The following is an 18,244-nucleotide window of genomic DNA, read 5'->3' as shown; positions in this document are numbered from 1 at the left end:
AAAGTTTACACAATACTCAATAATTCTTTCATGCCAAATACGCCTTTTTTACCCACAATCCATTCTGCGGCTATTACGGCACCTAAAGCAAAGCCTTCACGTCCGTGTGCGATATGAGCAATTTCAATTTGGTCAATATCTGAAATGTATTTTACAATGTGCGTTCCCGGAACTTTACCTTCTCTTGCCGACCAAATTGCAACTTCATTATCTTTAGAAAGTTCGTTGCTAATCCATTTATTTTTACCGTCTAAATTTTCGATAATTCCCTCCGCAATGGTAATTGCAGTTCCAGATGGAGCATCTTTCTTTTCGGTATGGTGAATTTCGGTAGTTGAAACAGTATATTGTTTCTGTGGCGACATCAAACGTGCTAAGGTTTTATTCAATTCAAAGAATAAATTAACCCCAATTGAGTAATTAGAAGACCAGAAAAAAGCACTGTTTTTTTCAAGAGTAAGAGCTTCTAATTCAGGTTTTTTCTCAAGCCAGCCTGTTGTTCCACAAACCACTGGAATACCTTTCTCAATACAAGTTTTGACATTTTGATAAGCAGAAGCAGGATGACTAAATTCAATCACTGCATCTACATCTGAAGCGGTAAGATTTTCAAATTCTTGACGATTATCAACGTCTATGCGGGCTACAATGTTATGTCCTCGGCTCTGAGCGATTCTTTCAATAACTTTACCCATTTTGCCGTAGCCAAGTAATACTATGTTCATATTTTTTTAGGTAGTAGTTATGAATTAGAAGTTATGAATTATGAATTATGAGTTATGAGTTATAAGTGGTAAGTAGTAAAATTTATTGGAAAATCACTCCGCAAATTCATAACTCATACCCCGTTACTCTCTACTCTTTACTCTTTACTCTTTACTCTTTACTCTTAACTAAATTTATTTGAATGCGAATGTTAATTTAGCTCCAAAAACTGGAGACATCATATCTGGACTTGTAATGGTTGGTTGTATTTTCAAGGAAATATCATCAGTCATATCAAAAGTTTTCAAGTGAGCTGTTACGTTGGCATCAACAATATTTGCTGCCCAAACTACTGCTAACAATAAATATGAACCATCTCTATTTCGTCTATATCCAGAGACAATTGTATTTAATTGGTTAACGTTATAATCTCTTGATAAATCCTGATTATACAAAGGAACATTAATCGTCGAAGCAGTCGCTTGTTGATTTGTTGCTTGTTGTAAATATCCTTTGTAGTAATGGTAACGAGTGTCATTATAGATAATAAAAAAGATATTCACACCAAAAGCACCTGCAATAAACGGCAATTTCCAATACTGACGATTATTAATTTGCCCCCAACCTGGTACCATTGCCGAGCGAATCGTTGACACTCTCGGAATAATTTTATAGAATTTCTTTAAAGAATCTTTCTTTGACATTTTCTTTACCAAAGTATCTTTCACGGTGATTTTTGAAGAATCAACCACAATTTTTTGGGAGAAAACTTTTGCAGAAAAAGTCATTAAAAGAAGTAAAAACAATAATTTTTTCATCTAAAATTTTTAAAAATCAAACGCAAAATTACCGTTTATATTCTTGGTACTAAAACGATTTAAGATTTTTTAATATCGGTATCAAGAAAAAGGGTCAGATTTTAGTTGTTAGTTTTGAAAGCTAATCCCTAAAACCTAACCCTTTTAATTCTTCTATGCTTTAATCGCTAATAAAATTTTGTCTAATTCTTCTTGTGAAGTAAATGGAATTTTAATTTCCCCTTTTCCTTTTTCATCAGCCTTTACCACTACTTTTGAACCGAAATAAGCCTGTAATCTAAATTGTAAACTTCTTATTTCTTGCTTAATTCCTCCTCCAATTGCCTTTTTAGCGGTATTTACCAAATTGGAATCGGCTAAATCTCTAACGGCTTCTTCCACTTTTCTTACCGACCAATCATCTGAAATTATCTTCTTGAAAATATCTAATTGTTGTTCTCTATCGGTAATATTGATAATGGCTCTGGCGTGTCCCATCGAGATTTTCATATCTCTTAACGCAACTTGAATAACATCGGGTAATTTCAGAAGGCGAATATAATTATTAACCGTTGTTCTGTTTTTGCCAACTCTATCGCCCAACTCCTCTTGCTTCAATGAACATTCTGTAATCAATCTTTGATAACTTAATGCAATTTCAATCGCATTCAGATTTTCACGCTGAATGTTTTCGATTAATGCCATTTCAAGCATTTGCTGGTCGTCGGCAGTTCTTACATACGCAGGCACTCTTGTCAATCCTGCACGTTTTGATGCTTGTAAACGGCGTTCCCCAGAAATCAATTGGAATTTATTTGGTCCAAGCTGACGAACAGTAATTGGCTGAATAATTCCTTGCACTTTGATTGAGTCTGCTAATTCATTAAGTGCTTCTTCGTCAAAATGTGTACGTGGTTGATAAGGGTTTGTTTCAATCAAATCAACCGAAATTTCATTCATTGAACTGATTTGCTCCAACCGTGAAGGACGCTCCAAAGGTGTTACAGGCTGACGTGGTTGAGTATTATTCACCTCGTCAGAGTCTTGCAGTAAAGCACCCAAGCCTCTACCCAAGCCCACACGTTTTTTTATTGTTGGTAGTTCTACTTTACTCATTATTTTTTTAGTTATGAGGTCGAAGGTATGAGGTATAAGGTTTAAGCATTGGATAAAAGGTGTAACATAAAAGGTACAAAAATACCTCATACCTCATACCTCATAACTACTACCTAATCCCTAACACCTAACCTCTATTCTTGTGTAACGTATCCATTTTTTGCCAAAACCTCACGAGCGAGATTAAGATAACTAATTGCTCCTTTACTTTCAGAATCATGAGCAATGGCAGGTACACCAAAACTTGGAGATTCAGAAAGGCGAATATTTCGAGGAATAATAGTATTGAAAACCATGTTATGAAAGTGAGCTGTTACTTCTGCCACAACTTGATTAGAGAGGCGAACACGTAAATCATACATAGTCAAAAGAATACCTTCAATCGCAAGATTGGTATTCAAACGAGACTGGATAATTTTTACGGTGTTCAATAATTTTCCGAGACCTTCAAGAGCAAAATATTCACATTGTACTGGAATAATCACTGAGTCTGCCGCAGTAAGGGCATTAATGGTAATTAAACCTAATGATGGAGAACAGTCGATGATGATAAAATCGTAATTCGCAGAAATTGGCTCTAACGATTCTTTCATTTTTTGCTCACGGTCACGAAGATTAATCATTTCGATTTCAGCTCCAACTAAGTCAATGTGCGAAGGAATGATGTGTAAATAAGGCAGGTCAGTGGCAATGATAATATCCTGAGCCAAAACACCATCAACCATACATTCGTAAATCGAATTCTCAATTTCTTTGGGATTATACCCCAACCCCGAAGTAGAGTTGGCTTGCGGGTCAGCATCTACAATGAGTGTTCTGAACTCTAATGCAGCCAAACTTGCCGCTAAATTAATGGTAGTTGTGGTTTTTCCTACACCGCCTTTTTGGTTGGCTATGGCAATTATTTTACCCATTTTAAGTTTTTTCTGATTCTCGACTTCAAATATCCGTCTTTCCATCCATATTTACAAAGATGTGTTCCACAAAATGTTTCACGAAAAGGCTTTTTTATCATTTTTTCGTTTGTATTTAATGCTAATTTACTGAAAAATTGAGGTTTAATTGGCTAAGAACATAATTTTATAAAATGAGATTAAGACAATGTTAAATAAATAAAAAGGGAGAAATTCCTTAAATAATACAAAATTCTCTCCATAAATATGAACTTTCTCTAATGACAAGAATTGCTTGAACGCCTCATTCAATGTAAATTAGCATGATTTTAAAATGTATTACAATTAATCTTTTCTTAAATCATTACATTTCTTAACATAAAACTATATGTCATCAACATCCACTGAAACAGAAGTAATTAAATCCGATAAGTACCCTGCGGCCATTCCGTACATTATTGGTAACGAAGCCGCCGAACGATTTAGCTTTTATGGCATGAGGGCTATTTTACCAATATTCTTAGTTGCTCAATTCTTTAATCCCACAGGCAATCCTGCACTTCAAACAGTTGCCGAAGCAAAATCAAACGCACAAGTACATATTTTTGTAGCTTTGGCATACGCTACTCCAATGATTGGTGCTGCATTAGCGGATTGGTTTTTCGGTAAATACAAAGTGATTTTATACGTTTCTATTATTTATTGCATTGGGCATTTATTTTTAGCTCTTTATGATACTGATTTACAATGGTTTGGATATGGCTTAACACTTATTGCAGTTGGTGCGGGAGGAATAAAGTCATGCGTATCTGCCAATGTGGGCGACCAATTTGACAAATCTAATGAGCATTTAATGTCAAAAGTTTATGGTTGGTTTTATTTCGCAATCAACTCTGGTTCTGTTTTATCTAATTATTTTATTCCAGAATTATACAAAAATTATGGTGCATCAGTTGCCTTTGGTGTTCCCGGAATTTTAATGGCATTGGCAACTCTTATTTTTTGGTTAGGAAGAAAAAAATACGTTATTGTTCCACCAACAGGTTTTAAACCTGATTTTGCAAAATTAAAAGAAGGGTTTTCAGCAACAGGTAGAGTTTTACTCGTATTTGCTTTTATTCCATTATTTTGGGCAATGTGGGACCAAAATCTTTCAGAGTGGATTCTCCAAGCTGGTAAATTAGATTTAGAGTTATGGAAAGGGCATACTATTTTATCAGGGCAAGTTCAATTAGCAAATCCTGTTTTTTTAGTTTCGTTTCTTCCAGTTTTTACTTATGTTATTTATCCTAATCTTGAAAAATTAGGCGTAAAAGTAACTCCACTACGTAAAATAGGCGTAGGTTTAGCCCTAACAGGATTATCATTTGTGATTATTGCTCAAATTCAAGATAAAATAGATGCGGGAGGACATCCTTCGGTTTGGAATCAAATTTTAGGATATTTAATATTAGCATGGGGAGAGATTTTAGTTTGGGTAACTTGTCTGGAATATGCTTATACTAATTCACCAAAATTCATGAAAAGTATTATGGGAGCAATTGGTTTATTGACCGTTGCTTTGGGTAATTTCTTAGTAGCTTTAATGAATGAAAGTATATCTAAGGGTGGTTATTTTGCACAATATACGGGGGCAAGTTATTATTGGTTTTTCGTAAAATTAATGGCTATTGAATTAATTATCTTCATCTTAGTTTCAAAATTCATTAAGGAAAAAAGATACGTTGGTGAAGATTAGTGAACTGAGATTGGTTGTTAATTCTAACCCATTAAAAAAGGTAGTCAAATTGATTTGACTACCTTTTTTATCTCTGATAAATGACTAATTATCTTTCTTGATATAAGATTTGTTACCATTTGAGTTGATATAGTAACGACCTCCACGTGGACCTTCAAAAATTGTACGACCTTTATCGTCTTTTCCAACAATTTTGTCATCACCAGCAGCAGCTTTTTCAGTTGCTTTATCAGCTTTCTTAACTGTTTTAGGCTCAGGTTTTACCGTTGGGTTTTTATCAGCTACTTTCTTTGAATCTACTTTTTCTACCTTCTCAACTTTCTCTTTCTTTTCTTTTTTCTCAGCTTTATCAGCGTCTTTTTCTTCTTTAGACTTTTTCTCTTTTTTGTCCGCTTTTGGTTCGTCAGCTTTCTTTTCTTTTTTCTCTTTTTTATCAGCTTTAGCTTCTTTTTCTACTTTAGCATCTTTGGCATCATCTTTTGCTTTTTTCTTAGCATCTTTTTCTGCTTTTTTAGCGGCTTTCTCAGCTTCCTTAGCAGCTTTGTCGGCATCGTCTTTTTTATCTGCTTTCTTTTCTTTTTTCTCTTTCTTTTCTTTTTTTGCTTTAGTGTCATCTTGTGCCTTTACTGAAGGACTTACAACAAATAAGCCACAAAGTAAAATGGCTAATGCAAAGATTTTTTTCATGATTTCTGGTAAATTTAATAATTATGTAAATTTGAAAAAGCCGTCAAACTGTACTTTATATAATTGCTCCATGATTATATTGAAAGTAGTTTTCCTTCCAAAATTTTCATTTTAATTGCAATAAATACAATTTTCTCAACTTGTGACCGTAAATATTTGAATAGTAACTGAAATTGCAAAGAAAATTCTTGGTTATTATTCAAAAAATATTGTTTTAGTCTTAAAAAACGGGTTAGATGAGGTTTTATATTTAATTTTGTTAGATAAAGTAGAATAATTTATGTTGGTGTAAGCCTTCATTCTTGCTTCATAAAATTCTCTTTCCTAACCATTCCACCATAAAATTAAACACATCGTGAGAAAGCTATTTCTTTTTCTTTTTTTGCTCTTGGGAAAACCATTATTTTCCCAAAACTTCACATTTATTTCTGGCAAAATCATTGATAATAATACCAAAGAACCCATTGCAGGTGTATATGTAGGCATCCCCGCAAAAGGAGCAAGTACCTCAAGCATTGGCGTTGTAACCAATGATGCTGGTGAATTTATCTTAAAATATCCTATTTTATTACAAGCAACTGGAAGCTTAATGATTACCAAAATTAATTTCAAAGACATTAGAAAAAATTTAGCAGAATATAAAGACAAAAAAGACTCGTTAATTATTGAATTACAAGCTGTTAGTAAAAAATCATTTGAGACTGCTGATGGTAGAAAAACGATTGATTATGCCATTGCTCGATTAGAAAAAAACTATAATAACAATCCTTATTTTATGTATGGTTTTTATCAAGAAAATCTCTTTTGGGATTCTACTCATGTCAAAATAGCTGAGGGAGTTTTAAAAACTGAAAAATATCCATTTCCAGAAAAAGGCAATTTAGGGGAAGTTTCAAAACTACTGAAAGGCAGAAGCTATGAAAAAAATGAACGCAAAGACGAATGGGGAAATTTAGAATTTAGTAACGGGGCAGATTTGGTCACTCGAACTATTGAAACTAAAATTCCCGATTTTTTAGAAAAACAAAACTTGAAAAATTATAAGTTTCAGGTAGAATCAGAACTTGAAGAATACGACGGGATGCCCGTTTTTAATATTGCCTTCTCTCCTATCGACAAAAAAGTAAAAGGTGGAAAAATTGGCAAAATCCAGATTGATACGCTCACAATGGGGATTTTAGGTTATCAATACGAATTTACGGCTGAAGGTTTGAAAGATATTATGGGTGGTTCTTCTTTCGGAGGTAATAGAGATGCTAAAGTTAAATCGTTTAAAATTGCTCAATCTTATCATGCAGCTTTAAACAACTATTATTTACATCATTCTACCTTTAAAATAGAGGCTGAAATTACTCAAAACAAAGTTAAATTTCCTGCTTCTTTGCACTTGTCTTTCACTGCTACTGAAGCCAATACAAGGATGGGTATAACGATAAAAGATACTGAGATTTTGGAAGATACTAATTTTCCGAGCGGTGGAAAAAAGTATGAAGAAAGCTTTTGGGGAAACTTCAATTACGTAAAACCAACTGAAGAATTCAAGAAGATAATTCGTTAGTAGAAACATAAAATTCAATACATTCATCTAATTTTAAGATGAAAAAATCAGTCACAAATTAAACCAATCGTCAATAACAAATGATTACTAAAGCCCAATTAGAAGATGTTACTGCATTAAACAAATTAGTAAATTCGGCATACAGAGGAGAATCCTCAAAAAAAGGATGGACATCTGAAGCTGATTTATTAGGAGGAATAAGAACAAATGAAGAGGGTATCAATGAGCTAATAAATAAGCCCGATACCACCATTTTAAAATACACTGAAAATAATGAGGTTTTGGGCTGTATGATGCTTGAAAAGCAAGGGAATTCTCTTTATTTAGGAATGTTGACGGTATCTCCTGATTTACAAGGCAAAGGTATCGGAAAGGAATTTTTGGCTGCGGCAGAGGTGTTTGCTACTGAAAATCAAATAGAGAAAATTGTTATGACTGTCATTTCAATTCGTGCAGAATTGATTGCTTGGTATGAAAGACATGGCTATGTAAAAACTGGAGAAACTAAACCTTTTCCAATGAATGACCCTAATTTTGGAATTCCTAAACAACCTTTAGAGTTTATTGTTTTGGATAAAATAGTTTAAGGGAAGAGTTAAAGGTTAAAGTTTAAAGGTGACTCAACTCACGCCATAACTTTTAACTCTTAATTTTTAACTTTTAACTCCTAATACCCCACCGCAGTATCATCTGCACGGACATCTGCTCCGCCTTCATACGTACCGTCTGGCAAAACTAAAATACAGTCCATTCTACCAATTGTATTTTTCTGAGAATCAATCTTATACCCTTTTTCACGCATTCTTTTTAAGGTTTGTTCAGTAAATCCTCCTTCTTCAAAAGTCGTGCGGTCGGGCAACCATTGGTGGTGAAAACGCAAAGCATCAACGGCTTGTTGCATTGTCATTCCGTGTTCGGCAACATTTAGAAAAACCTGAAAAACTGATGTAATAATGGTTGAACCACCCGGAGTACCTAAAACCATTTTCAATTTACCATTTTCTTCAACAATTGTTGGCGTCATCGACGACAACATTCTTTTATTAGGAACAATAGCATTTGCTTCATTTCCAATCAATCCGTAGGAGTTTGGCACACCGGGTTTTATTGAAAAATCATCCATTTCGTCGTTCATTAAAAAACCTGCACCATCAACCACAACTTTACTTCCATAAGAATTATTTAGAGTTGTGGTAATAGAAACGGCATTGCCTTCTTTATCCACAAAAGATGAGTGCGTAGTTTCTACGCTTTCATAACCTGCAATTGTACCTGCTTTCACTTTCTTGCTATCAGTTGCTTGGTCAAATTGAAAATCTTCCCAACGTTTTTTCAAGTAATTTGTTTCAAGTAATTCTTTTTGAGGCACTTTCACAAAATCGGGGTCGCCCAACCATGTGGCACGGTCAGCAAAAACACGGCGTTCAGCTTCAATCATTACTTGCGTGGTAGAATCTGTATGCCAGCCCCAACGTTGTAAAGGATAAGGTTCAACATATTTCAAAAGTTGAGCTAAGGCAATACCTCCGCTTGATGGTGGTGGCATTGAGATTATTTTCATATTCTTATAATTCTCAACAATCGGTTCACGCCAAGTAGCTTTATAATTATCTAAATCTTTTTGAGTGATAATTCCTCCGCCACGTTTCATTTCAGCTAATAGTAATTGAGCTGTTTCACCCTCATAAAAGCCCTTTCTTCCTTGTTCTTGAATTCGTCTGAGTGCTTTTGCTAAATCCTTCTGAATCAACAACTCACCTTCCTTCCAGTCGGTTGTGTCGGGTTTCATGAAATATTTTTTGGTTGGATTATATTTGAGAAACTCAACTTTTGTTCTGTTCAATCCTCTGGCTTCACGCATGGTTAATTTTACCCCATTTTCAGCCAAATCAATAGCGGGTTGTAAAATTTGTTGCCAAGTTAATTTTCCAAAACGTTTATGAGCTTGTTCTAAGCCATCAACTGACCCCGGTGTACCGCTTGCTGTGTGTCCGTACCAACTTGGCTGTCCAGCTTTTACATTCTTATTTTCATCTAAATACATATCACGACTTGCCTTTTCTGGTGCTTTTTCACGATAGTCTAATGTATATGATTTTCCTTTTTTATCACGATAAACCAAAAAGCCTCCGCCTCCGATATTTCCTGCGGCTGGATGTACAACTGCCAAAGCAAATTGTGTTGCTACGGCTGCATCAATGGCATTTCCACCCATTTTCAAAATATCCACTCCAACTTGCGAAGCAGCAGGATGTGTTGCGGCAATCATGCCGTTTTTACCATAAACAGAGGCTTTTTTTGCCACAAAAGGCGACGCATTAGCGTCTTCATTGGAAAACTGATAAAAACCAAGATTCTCAGAAGGTTTTTGAGAAGAATTTGTTTGACTTGTAGGTTGTACTGTTTTGCAAGAAACGATAATAAAACAAGTTCCAACGACGGAAAGTAAAGCATTTTTTGATATTTGTATTTTCATTTGATGAAGTTTTTCTTTTGAAGATACGAAAATTATTAGTTCTGTACAAAATTAGCATCCAGACTCATTAAGTTAAGAAGAACAAATTCATTGATAATATAAATATTGTCATCATGACGTAGGGGCGTATCGCCTAAGCCCAAAAGGTCGAGATGTGGGCGTATGTGATACGCCTCTATATTTACGGAAATATATACTTATTACACTGTTTAATAAGTTTTCTAAATAATTTTTATCCTAAAATCTTTGATTGTGGGAACTTCCCAAAAGTTTTTTACCCGCAATGGATATTGTTTCGGGAAGTTGAAATAACTTATTAAACAGTGTACTTAATGTCGAAAGTTAAATTTGAGTCGAAAAACCTCACCCGTGCGACATTAAGTACATACTTCCGTTTATTTATTCCAAATACTTAGCCCCAATAAAACACCAACACTATTTTTTTTTGAAAAACGTTAAAACTAAAGAATTTAATCCTTTCAAATTTCCTACTTATGAAATGCAAAGGATTAATTATATTCGTAAAAATTATCAGTATGTCGCCCCTAAAAATCAGTTTTAGCGTTTTTATTACATATTTATTGTTTCTTACCTTTCAGACAAAGGCACAAATCGGTGGAACAAACAGTTTTACCTTCTTAAATATTCCCTCAAACCCAATTACCTCAGGTTTAGGAGGCATCAATATTTCAAAAGCTAATAATGACCCAAATGGATTTTTACAGAATCCAGCTCTTTTAGATTCTTCTCAAAATAATCTTTTGTCTATTAATTACTTACCATATTTCTCAGGCATAAAATACTCTTCCGTTACTTATGTTTCAAAAATAAAGAAGCAAACTTTTGGTTTAGGTATTCAATATGTAGGCTATGGAGACTTTCAGCAGACAGACGCCGCAGGAAATATTTTAGGGAAATTTTCTGCAAATGATTTCGCCATCACGCTTTCACACGCTCATAGGCAAGGCAACATCACTTTTGGAGGAAATTTAAAATACGTTGGTTCTGTCATTGAAAGTTATTCAGCCTCCGCACTTTTATTAGATTTTGGAGGAGTTTTCAAACACCCGAAACAAGATTTAACGTATGCTATCACTGTAAAAAATTTCGGAATTCGTCTTAAAAACTTCACCCCTTTCGATAACCCCGACTTACCTTTGGATGTGCAAATGGGTGTTTCTTTCAAGCCACAATATATGCCAGTTCGTTTTTCAATTACGGCTCATCATTTGTATAAATATGATATTACCTATTTAGATAAATCAATTGTGAAAAAAGATTTAAGTGGCAATGTTATTGAAACAAAAGTAAATCCAATTGATAACCTTGCAAGGCATTTCATCTTCGGTGCTGAACTTTTATTTAGCAAGAACTTTAACGTTCTCGTAGGCTATAATCATCTACGTAGCAAAGAACTTAGCCAACAAAATATTAGTGGATTTTCTGGTTTTTCGATAGGTTTTTTATTCAAAACTAAGAAGATTAATTTTTCATACTCATACGCAGGCTATAACTCAGCAGGAAATCTCAATAGTTTTGGTTTAGTTTGTGATTTAGGAAAATTTATACAGTAATTTTGCTTTCATTATTTGTCAATAAGTAGCGGTTGGGATTTAGGTGTTAGCGTTTAGTGTTGGAACTTGCTATTAATCAAGCTGTTACAACACAATCAAACACCACCCGATTTTATACATCTGACAACATTTATACAATTTAAAATGCTAACAGCTATTCGCAAAAGCTGTAAAAAACATGACCATAAACTTAGATTCTTTAACCCCTAAGCAGATTGTTGCTGAACTCGACAAATACATCATCGGACAAAATGATGCTAAGAAAAATGTAGCTATTGCCCTTCGTAACCGTTGGAGACGTATGAATGCTCCAATAGTAATGCAAAAGGAAATTACGCCCAACAATATTCTCATGATAGGTTCAACGGGAGTCGGTAAAACTGAAATTGCTCGTCGTTTAGCCAAATTAGCTGACGCTCCATTCACCAAGGTGGAAGCTTCTAAATTTACAGAAGTTGGTTACGTTGGGCGTGACGTAGAATCAATGGTGCGTGATTTGGTAGAATCGTCTGTCCATTTGGTTCAATCTACCAAGAAAGAAGCCGTGAAAGAAAGAGCATTAGAAATAGTCGAAGAAATTATTGTTGAAGCTCTTGTGCCTGCAATGGGTAAAACTGGCAAGAAAAAGAAAGGTGATAAAAATGAAAATCAATCCGAAGTAATAGAATCTGACGAAGAGTTGAATCATAAAACTCGTGAATTGTTCAGAGAAAAATTACGCAGAGGAGAGCTTGAAAATCGTAAAATTGATATTGAGGTTCGTTCGTCAAATTCTCCAAACATTGGGGTTATGGGCGGTCCAATTGATGAAATGTCAATGATGAATATTCAAGAAATGATTGGCGGAATGTTGCCAAAGCGTGAGAAAAAACGAAAAATTACCATCGCCGATGCTCGCAAAATTCTTTTGGAAGAAGAATCTGCCAAATTGATTGATATGGACGAAGTAAAGGAGGAAGCTATCAGAAAAGCCGAAAACTTAGGAATTATCTTTATCGACGAAATTGACAAAATTGCTAATTCACGTAGTGGAAATGGCGGAGGTGCAGACGTAAGTCGTGAAGGTGTTCAGCGTGATTTATTGCCAATTGTAGAAGGTTCAAGTGTTAATACAAAATATGGCGTTATCAATACAGACCACGTTTTGTTTATCGCTGCGGGTGCTTTTCACGTATCAAAACCAAGTGATTTAATTCCAGAATTACAAGGACGTTTTCCAATTCGTGTGGAACTTCAAAGTTTAAAAGAAGAAGATTTTTATAGAATTTTGAAAGAGCCAAAAAGTGCTTTAACAAGACAATACGAAGCTTTATTGAGTGCCGAAGGTGTTGAACTTTCTTTTACTGATGAAGCTTTAGCAGAAATTGCACGTATAGCTTTTGCCGTGAATGCCGAAGTTGAAAATATTGGAGCAAGACGTTTACAAACCGTAATGTCTCATTTATTGAACGACATTATGTTTGATATTCCAGATGTAATTATGCCAAATGAAAAGGTGATAATTTCGAAAGAATTGGTAACAGAGAGACTCGGAGGAATGGTGAAGAATAGAGATTTAAGCCAATATATTCTTTAAACAGTAAACAGTTATCAGTAAACAGCTACTCTTACATAAACTGTTTACTGATAACTGTTCACTGATAAAACTACTTACCTCTTTCGTTATAGATTTTTTGCAATTTTACACCTACAAATCCAGATGCTGTAAACAATGCAATATAAAAAGCCCAAGCAAGGTATGTTCCGAAAACTGTATCAGTCATGATTTTATGTTTTTGATTGTGAAATTTTCTAAATAATAATATGACAAAGATAAATCATAGAAAAATAAAGTTTAAAAAAATGAAGGTTAAAAATTCATTATCCTTCAAATTCTTTCAATAAAATCTACAAAACACCCTTTGTTGAAGGTAAAATATCTAAATCTTTAATTTCTCTCTTCGTTGCCATTTTAATAGCTTTGGCAAATGCCTTGAAAATTGCCTCTATTTTATGGTGTTCATTATCAGCATCGGCTTTGATGTTCAAATTACATTTTGCCGTATCTGTAAATGATTTAAAGAAGTGAAAGAACATTTCGGTTGGCATTTCTCCAATTTTTTCACGAGAGAATTTAGCATCCCAAACCATCCAATTTCTTCCAGAAAAATCAATCGCTGCATGAACCAGAGCTTCGTCCATTGGCAATAAATAAAATCCGTAACGAGTAATTCCTTTTTTATCTCCTAATGCCTTCAAATACGCTTCACCCAAAGCTAAAGCAGTATCTTCAATGGTGTGATGTTCGTCGATGTGTAAATCTCCGTCAACTTTTACTGTCAAATCAGCCCCTGAATGTTTCGCTAATTGGTCGAGCATGTGGTCAAAGAAACCTAAACCTGTTTCGATATTAGATTTTCCTTTTCCGTCAAGATTTAAGTCAATCCAAATTTTTGTTTCCTTCGTAATTCTTTCAACAGAAGCCTTACGCTCAGGTAAACGCAAGAATTGATAGATTTCGTCCCAATCTTTTGACGATAAAGCAGTTGCCGTTTCTTGCTCAGCATTATCAAAAGATTTATCTCCTAAATAAATAGCTTTTGCTCCAAGATTAATCGCCAATTGCACATCAGTAAGTCTGTCTCCTAAAACAAAAGAATTTTTCAAATCATATTCTGATTCATCAAAATATTTATCCAACATTCCCGTTCTTGGTTTACGTGTCGGAGCATTTTCATGTTCAAAAGTACGGTCAATGTGTATTGCCGAAAAATGGATATTTTCTCCTTCGAGAATTTCCATCATTTTATTTTGTGGCAACCAAAACGTATCTTCTGGAAAAGAGTCTGTTCCCAATCCATCCTGATTCGTTACCATAACTAATTCGTAGTCAGATTCTTCCGCAATTTTTCTAAGATTTGAAATAGCTTTAGGAAGAAAAGCTAATTTCTCAAGCGAGTCAACTTGAAAGTCGATAGGAGGTTCAACGATAATAGTACCATCACGGTCAATAAATAATATTTTTTTCATAAAATAATCTTAGCTGCTTTTTGGCAGAAATGGACTACAAAATTAGTGCTTGCAACGTAGATAATTACGTTTTTATTAAAATTTTAAAGGATTGCTTTAATATAGAGGTATAAAATTGAATGGATTTTATAGAATTGATTGTAATTTTGAATAATGATTAAGAATTTAAAAAATTGAGTATGAACTTATTTGGAGAGTTAAAAGAACTATTATTAGGGGATGTTGCCAACAAAGCCTCAAATCTACTTGGAGAGAAAGAAGATAAAGTAAAAACTGCAATTGAAGGTTTGATTCCAACTTTTGTTGGGGGATTAATGAAAAGAGCCTCAAATGAAGCAGGTGCAACTACGCTCATGAATGTAGTAAAGAAAGGAAATCATGACGGAAGTATCATTGAGCAAATCGGAAATTTAGTAAATAATAAAGATAATTTTGCTCAAGTTGTAGAAAAAGGAAATGGCTTAGTGAGTATGCTTTTGCCTGATAAAAAGAGTTCTATCGCTACCATGATTTCACAATTTGCGGGCGTAAGAAATTCATCAGCTACCTCACTTTTATCAATTGTTGCTCCTATCGTTGTGGGCAAATTGGGTAAAATGGTTGCCACTCAAAATTTAGATAAAGCAGGGCTTGCCAATACTTTGTTAGACCAAAGAAGTATTCTTTTGGATGAAACACCAGAGAATCTACAAACTAAAATGATTGACGTATTAGGCTTAAGTACTTTCTTGAGTGAAGAAATTAAACCTGTACAATTTGCTCCAGGAGGAATTAAATCTAATGGTATTCCAACACCACCTGTAAACAAACCAACAGAACACAGAGAAGTAACATATTCTAACAAAGATTATGACAGTGAAGAAGGAAGTGGAATGTCAATACCTAAATGGTTACTGCCAACTATTTTAATTGCAGCAGTATTAGGAGGTATTGGTTATTTTGCAGCAAATTACGATTGGAGTAGTTTAAGTTCGTCAAAGGTAGAACCAGATTCTGCACAATTAGAGCAAGTTACAAATGCCAAAATTGATACCACCAATTTAACGAAAGACTCCGCAGCAGTTAAAGTTGATTCAAGTGCTGCCGCAGTTACTGTTCCTACTACAACTGCCGTTGGTATTAGCTTACCAAATGGACAAAAAGTGGATTTAACGGAAGGTTCTTTCAACTTTAAGTTTGCTAAATATTTAACAGATAGCAGTGCAAAAGCAAATCAATCGTTTACTTTTGACAACCTTAATTTTGAATCTAACACCAATACTTTGGTTGCAGGTTCAGAAAAAACGGTTCAAGATTTAGCCAAAATTATGTCTGCCTATCCACGTGTACAAGTTAAACTGATTGGCTACACGGACAATACTGGAGATTCTTTGCAAAACCGTAAATTATCGTTCAAACGTGCATTTGCCGTTAAAAATTTATTGGTAGCAAACGGAGTTCAAGATTTAAGAATTGATTTTGCGGGAAAAGGTGCTTTAAATCCAATTGCATCAAATGCAACTGAAGAAGGAAAAGCTAAAAACCGTAGAATTGAAATGAAAGTTGTTAAGAAATAGGCTGTTATTTCTTAACAACTTTCATTTCAACTTCCCGAAAGTTTTAGAACTTTCGGGAAGTTCCACCAAATCTGTTAATTTTTCTTCTCTTTTTCTCTGACAATTTCTACTTTAAAAGGAGGATTATCAGAAGCATCAAAAATCATATTCACTACACTTTTCAGTTTCCCAAAAAATCCCTTCGGTTTATTAGTAGTATCAGACGATTTATCTTCATTACGTACAAAACGTATTTTCAATTTGCCTTTCGGATTATCAACCATCCATTCGTAATTATCCATTTGTATTTGCCGCATTGGGTCAATGCTTTTCATTCCAATAGCTTTAGACTGAGTTATGACAAACAACAGCATTATCAAAAGCAATAGTGTTTTTTTTCTCATAGAACTTTGTTGATTTAAAGATTTATTTAGCGTTACTAAGATAAAAAAAATCCGTAAGATTGAATCAAAAAAATGAAACAACCTTACGGGAAAGCAAAGATTATAGTTCAGAATTATTAAAAAGTAATTTATGAAAACCAAAACTGAACAAATCTATAAAATCAGGTCAGTAAAAAATCAGAGGCTTTGACGGATTACCCAATTATTAGGCTTTAACTCGTACTCTGTTAAAGTATTTGTATAATTTCTGCATTGTTTTTTCAACGTCTTTATCCGTTTCAAGCATATCACTGATGGTTTGAACTGCATGGATTACGGTACTGTGGTCACGTCCGCCAAAATGATAACCAATTGATTTTAATGGCAAATTTGTAAATTCTTTCATTAAATACATGGCAACTTGTCTTGGGAAAACGGTTTCTTTTTTACGACTTTTACTTTTCAAGTCGCTCATATTTACTTCAAAATGTTGAGTAACGGCATCCAAAATTGTATCAACTGTTACTTCTTTTTCATTATCAACAACGATATTTTTCAGCGTAGCACGAGCCAAATCCATATCAATTTCCTTTCTATTCAAAGAAGCATGAGCCATTAAAGAAACAATTACTCCTTCCATTTCACGGACGTTGGTATCAATGCTATGAGCTAAATATTCTATTACTTTATCTTCAATATAAATTCCATCGGCTTGCAATTTCTTTTGAATAATAGCGATACGAGTCTCAAAATCAGGTTGTTGTACATCGGCTGTTAATCCCCACTTAAATCTTGAAAGTAATCTATCTTGCATTCCTGCCAATTCTCTTGGAGGTCTGTCAGACGACATAATGATTTGCTTTCCAGATTGATGCAAATGATTAAAAATATGGAAAAAAGATTCCTGTGTTTTTTCTTTACCTGCCAAAAACTGAACATCGTCAATAATCAACACATCAACTTGCATATAAAAATTGGTAAATGCTTGAAGTGTATTGTTTTTAATGGCATTAATAAATTGATTACAGAATTTTTCGGAAGTTACATACAACACAAACTTGTTAGCGTGTGTGTTTTTAATATAATTTCCAATCGCCTGAATCAAGTGAGTTTTACCCAATCCAACGCTACCATAAATCATCAAAGGGTTAAATGAAGTAACTCCCGGACGTTGAGCAACGGCTAAACCCGCCGAACGTCCCAAACGGTTACAATCTCCTTCTACGAAATTGTCAAAAGTATAATGCGGATTTAGGTATGAATCTAAATCTAATGAATCTAAATCTTTTAATTGAAATGGACTTTCATAAACCGTTGGTTCAGGTCTTTTTTGGGCTTGAACAGGAACAGTAGGTTTTTGATTCGGAACATTATAAGCAATGGGTGGATTTTTTTTATCGCCTTTATCCACAATTATCGAATATTCCAACATTCCATTTCTACCCATTGCATAGTCAATCGCCTTACGTAATACATGAATATAGTTTTCCTCAAGCCACTCATAGAAGAATTGGCTTGGCACTTGAATAGATAAAGTTTGATTCGTTACTTTTAAAGGAACGATGGGTTCGAACCAAGTTTTAAAACTTTGTTCGTTTATCTCTTTATGTATAACTTCAAGACATTTAATCCAGATTTGTCTTGCATCTGGTTGGTAAGTAGGGTACATGGTATTTTCTAAAAATAGCGGCACTGGACAAGCGAGAGATTCAAATATCTGATTTTCAATTAATTGGCGACTAAAGAGAAAAAATACAAATATTTACTTTCCAG

The 18,244-nt window shown here is 34.3% G+C and carries 15 protein-coding genes; 6 read left to right on the top strand and 9 right to left on the bottom strand.

Features of this window, described 5'->3' with window-relative positions; genetic code table 11:
* Positions 1-5: 5 nt before the first annotated feature.
* The 4 genes from dapB to LV89_RS01215 all read right to left on the bottom strand — a co-directional run bounded on the left by dapB (position 6) and on the right by LV89_RS01215 (position 3,532).
* Positions 6-725, bottom strand: coding sequence for a 4-hydroxy-tetrahydrodipicolinate reductase (dapB, locus tag LV89_RS01230; RefSeq protein ID WP_109741031.1), 720 nt, complete (start codon positions 723-725; stop codon positions 6-8).
* 174 nt (positions 726-899) lie between these two features.
* Entirely contained in the window at positions 900-1,523 is a 624-nt protein-coding gene (locus LV89_RS01225; protein ID WP_109741030.1) for a DUF5683 domain-containing protein, read from the bottom strand.
* Positions 1,524-1,676: 153 nt separating this feature from the next.
* Positions 1,677-2,618, bottom strand: a complete 942-nt coding sequence (locus LV89_RS01220; RefSeq protein ID WP_109741029.1) for a ParB/RepB/Spo0J family partition protein — start codon at positions 2,616-2,618, stop codon at positions 1,677-1,679.
* A 134-nt stretch (positions 2,619-2,752) separates the two neighbouring features.
* Complete coding sequence (locus tag LV89_RS01215) at positions 2,753-3,532, bottom strand: ParA family protein (protein ID WP_109741116.1); 780 nt, start codon at positions 3,530-3,532, stop codon at positions 2,753-2,755.
* Positions 3,533-3,899: 367 nt separating this feature from the next.
* Here LV89_RS01215 and LV89_RS01210 point away from each other — a divergent pair, with 367 nt between their 5' ends.
* A complete protein-coding gene (locus LV89_RS01210) occupies positions 3,900-5,249 on the top strand; it encodes a POT family MFS transporter (RefSeq protein WP_109741028.1) in 1,350 nt (449 codons plus the stop codon).
* Positions 5,250-5,333: 84 nt separating this feature from the next.
* On the opposite strand, the gene LV89_RS01205 is transcribed toward LV89_RS01210, so the two are convergent.
* Positions 5,334-5,936, bottom strand: a complete 603-nt coding sequence (locus LV89_RS01205; protein ID WP_109741027.1) for a hypothetical protein — start codon at positions 5,934-5,936, stop codon at positions 5,334-5,336.
* A gap of 355 nt (positions 5,937-6,291) precedes the next feature.
* On the opposite strand from LV89_RS01205, the gene LV89_RS01200 reads away from it, so the two are divergent.
* Together LV89_RS01200 and LV89_RS01195 are read left to right on the top strand one after the other, a co-directional pair.
* Positions 6,292-7,494: a peptidase associated/transthyretin-like domain-containing protein gene (locus LV89_RS01200; protein WP_146199044.1), complete on the top strand. Its 1,203-nt coding sequence runs from the start codon at positions 6,292-6,294 to the stop codon at positions 7,492-7,494.
* A gap of 80 nt (positions 7,495-7,574) precedes the next feature.
* A complete protein-coding gene (locus tag LV89_RS01195) occupies positions 7,575-8,081 on the top strand; it encodes a GNAT family N-acetyltransferase (protein WP_109741025.1) in 507 nt (168 codons plus the stop codon).
* An 80-nt stretch (positions 8,082-8,161) separates the two neighbouring features.
* Here the strand turns inward: LV89_RS01195 and ggt are convergent, their stop codons facing one another.
* Entirely contained in the window at positions 8,162-9,970 is a 1,809-nt protein-coding gene (gene ggt / locus LV89_RS01190; RefSeq protein ID WP_109741024.1) for a gamma-glutamyltransferase, read from the bottom strand.
* A gap of 494 nt (positions 9,971-10,464) precedes the next feature.
* On the opposite strand from ggt, the gene porQ reads away from it, so the two are divergent.
* Positions 10,465-11,544 carry a type IX secretion system protein PorQ gene (porQ, locus tag LV89_RS01185; RefSeq protein WP_146199043.1) on the top strand — a complete coding sequence of 360 codons (1,080 nt, stop codon included), beginning with the start codon at positions 10,465-10,467 and terminating at the stop codon, positions 11,542-11,544.
* A gap of 178 nt (positions 11,545-11,722) precedes the next feature.
* Complete coding sequence (gene hslU / locus LV89_RS01180) at positions 11,723-13,120, top strand: ATP-dependent protease ATPase subunit HslU (RefSeq protein WP_109741022.1); 1,398 nt, start codon at positions 11,723-11,725, stop codon at positions 13,118-13,120.
* A 311-nt stretch (positions 13,121-13,431) separates the two neighbouring features.
* Here hslU and hisB read toward each other — a convergent pair whose 3' ends face one another.
* On the bottom strand, positions 13,432-14,553 hold the full coding sequence (gene hisB, locus LV89_RS01175; protein WP_109741021.1) for a bifunctional histidinol-phosphatase/imidazoleglycerol-phosphate dehydratase HisB: 1,122 nt from the start codon (positions 14,551-14,553) through the stop codon (positions 13,432-13,434).
* A gap of 179 nt (positions 14,554-14,732) precedes the next feature.
* Between hisB and LV89_RS01170 the strand changes: the two genes are divergently transcribed.
* Positions 14,733-16,109, top strand: a complete 1,377-nt coding sequence (locus tag LV89_RS01170; RefSeq protein ID WP_109741020.1) for an OmpA family protein — start codon at positions 14,733-14,735, stop codon at positions 16,107-16,109.
* A gap of 74 nt (positions 16,110-16,183) precedes the next feature.
* Here the strand turns inward: LV89_RS01170 and LV89_RS01165 are convergent, their stop codons facing one another.
* Both LV89_RS01165 and dnaA read right to left on the bottom strand, forming a co-directional pair.
* On the bottom strand, positions 16,184-16,405 hold the full coding sequence (locus tag LV89_RS01165) for a hypothetical protein (RefSeq protein WP_211321125.1): 222 nt from the start codon (positions 16,403-16,405) through the stop codon (positions 16,184-16,186).
* Between the two features lie 292 nt (positions 16,406-16,697).
* A complete protein-coding gene (gene dnaA / locus LV89_RS01160) occupies positions 16,698-18,140 on the bottom strand; it encodes a chromosomal replication initiator protein DnaA (RefSeq protein ID WP_109741018.1) in 1,443 nt (480 codons plus the stop codon).
* Positions 18,141-18,244 lie beyond the last annotated feature (104 nt).

The sequence above is a fragment of the Arcicella aurantiaca genome (assembly GCF_003148625.1).
GTDB lineage: Bacteria > Bacteroidota > Bacteroidia > Cytophagales > Spirosomataceae > Arcicella > Arcicella aurantiaca.
The sequence above is the reverse complement of the archived record's forward strand: the minus strand, read 5'-3'. Positions and strand labels throughout refer to the sequence as shown.

Excerpts from the sequence above, each read along its gene's own strand:
- hslU (WP_109741022.1), top strand. The coding sequence starts at position 11,723 with ATGACCATAAACTTAGATTCTTTAACCCCTAAGCAGATTGTTGCTGAA.
- ggt (WP_109741024.1), bottom strand. The coding sequence starts at position 9,970 with ATGAAAATACAAATATCAAAAAATGCTTTACTTTCCGTCGTTGGAACT.
- LV89_RS01205 (WP_109741027.1), bottom strand. The coding sequence starts at position 5,936 with ATGAAAAAAATCTTTGCATTAGCCATTTTACTTTGTGGCTTATTTGTT.
- LV89_RS01195 (WP_109741025.1), top strand. The coding sequence starts at position 7,575 with ATGATTACTAAAGCCCAATTAGAAGATGTTACTGCATTAAACAAATTA.
- porQ (WP_146199043.1), top strand. The coding sequence starts at position 10,465 with ATGAAATGCAAAGGATTAATTATATTCGTAAAAATTATCAGTATGTCG.
- dnaA (WP_109741018.1), bottom strand. The coding sequence starts at position 18,140 with ATGTACCCTACTTACCAACCAGATGCAAGACAAATCTGGATTAAATGT.
- hisB (WP_109741021.1), bottom strand. The coding sequence starts at position 14,553 with ATGAAAAAAATATTATTTATTGACCGTGATGGTACTATTATCGTTGAA.
- LV89_RS01215 (WP_109741116.1), bottom strand. The coding sequence starts at position 3,532 with ATGGGTAAAATAATTGCCATAGCCAACCAAAAAGGCGGTGTAGGAAAA.
- LV89_RS01220 (WP_109741029.1), bottom strand. The coding sequence starts at position 2,618 with ATGAGTAAAGTAGAACTACCAACAATAAAAAAACGTGTGGGCTTGGGT.
- LV89_RS01170 (WP_109741020.1), top strand. The coding sequence starts at position 14,733 with ATGAACTTATTTGGAGAGTTAAAAGAACTATTATTAGGGGATGTTGCC.
- dapB (WP_109741031.1), bottom strand. The coding sequence starts at position 725 with ATGAACATAGTATTACTTGGCTACGGCAAAATGGGTAAAGTTATTGAA.
- LV89_RS01225 (WP_109741030.1), bottom strand. The coding sequence starts at position 1,523 with ATGAAAAAATTATTGTTTTTACTTCTTTTAATGACTTTTTCTGCAAAA.
- LV89_RS01210 (WP_109741028.1), top strand. The coding sequence starts at position 3,900 with ATGTCATCAACATCCACTGAAACAGAAGTAATTAAATCCGATAAGTAC.
- LV89_RS01165 (WP_211321125.1), bottom strand. The coding sequence starts at position 16,405 with ATGCGGCAAATACAAATGGATAATTACGAATGGATGGTTGATAATCCG.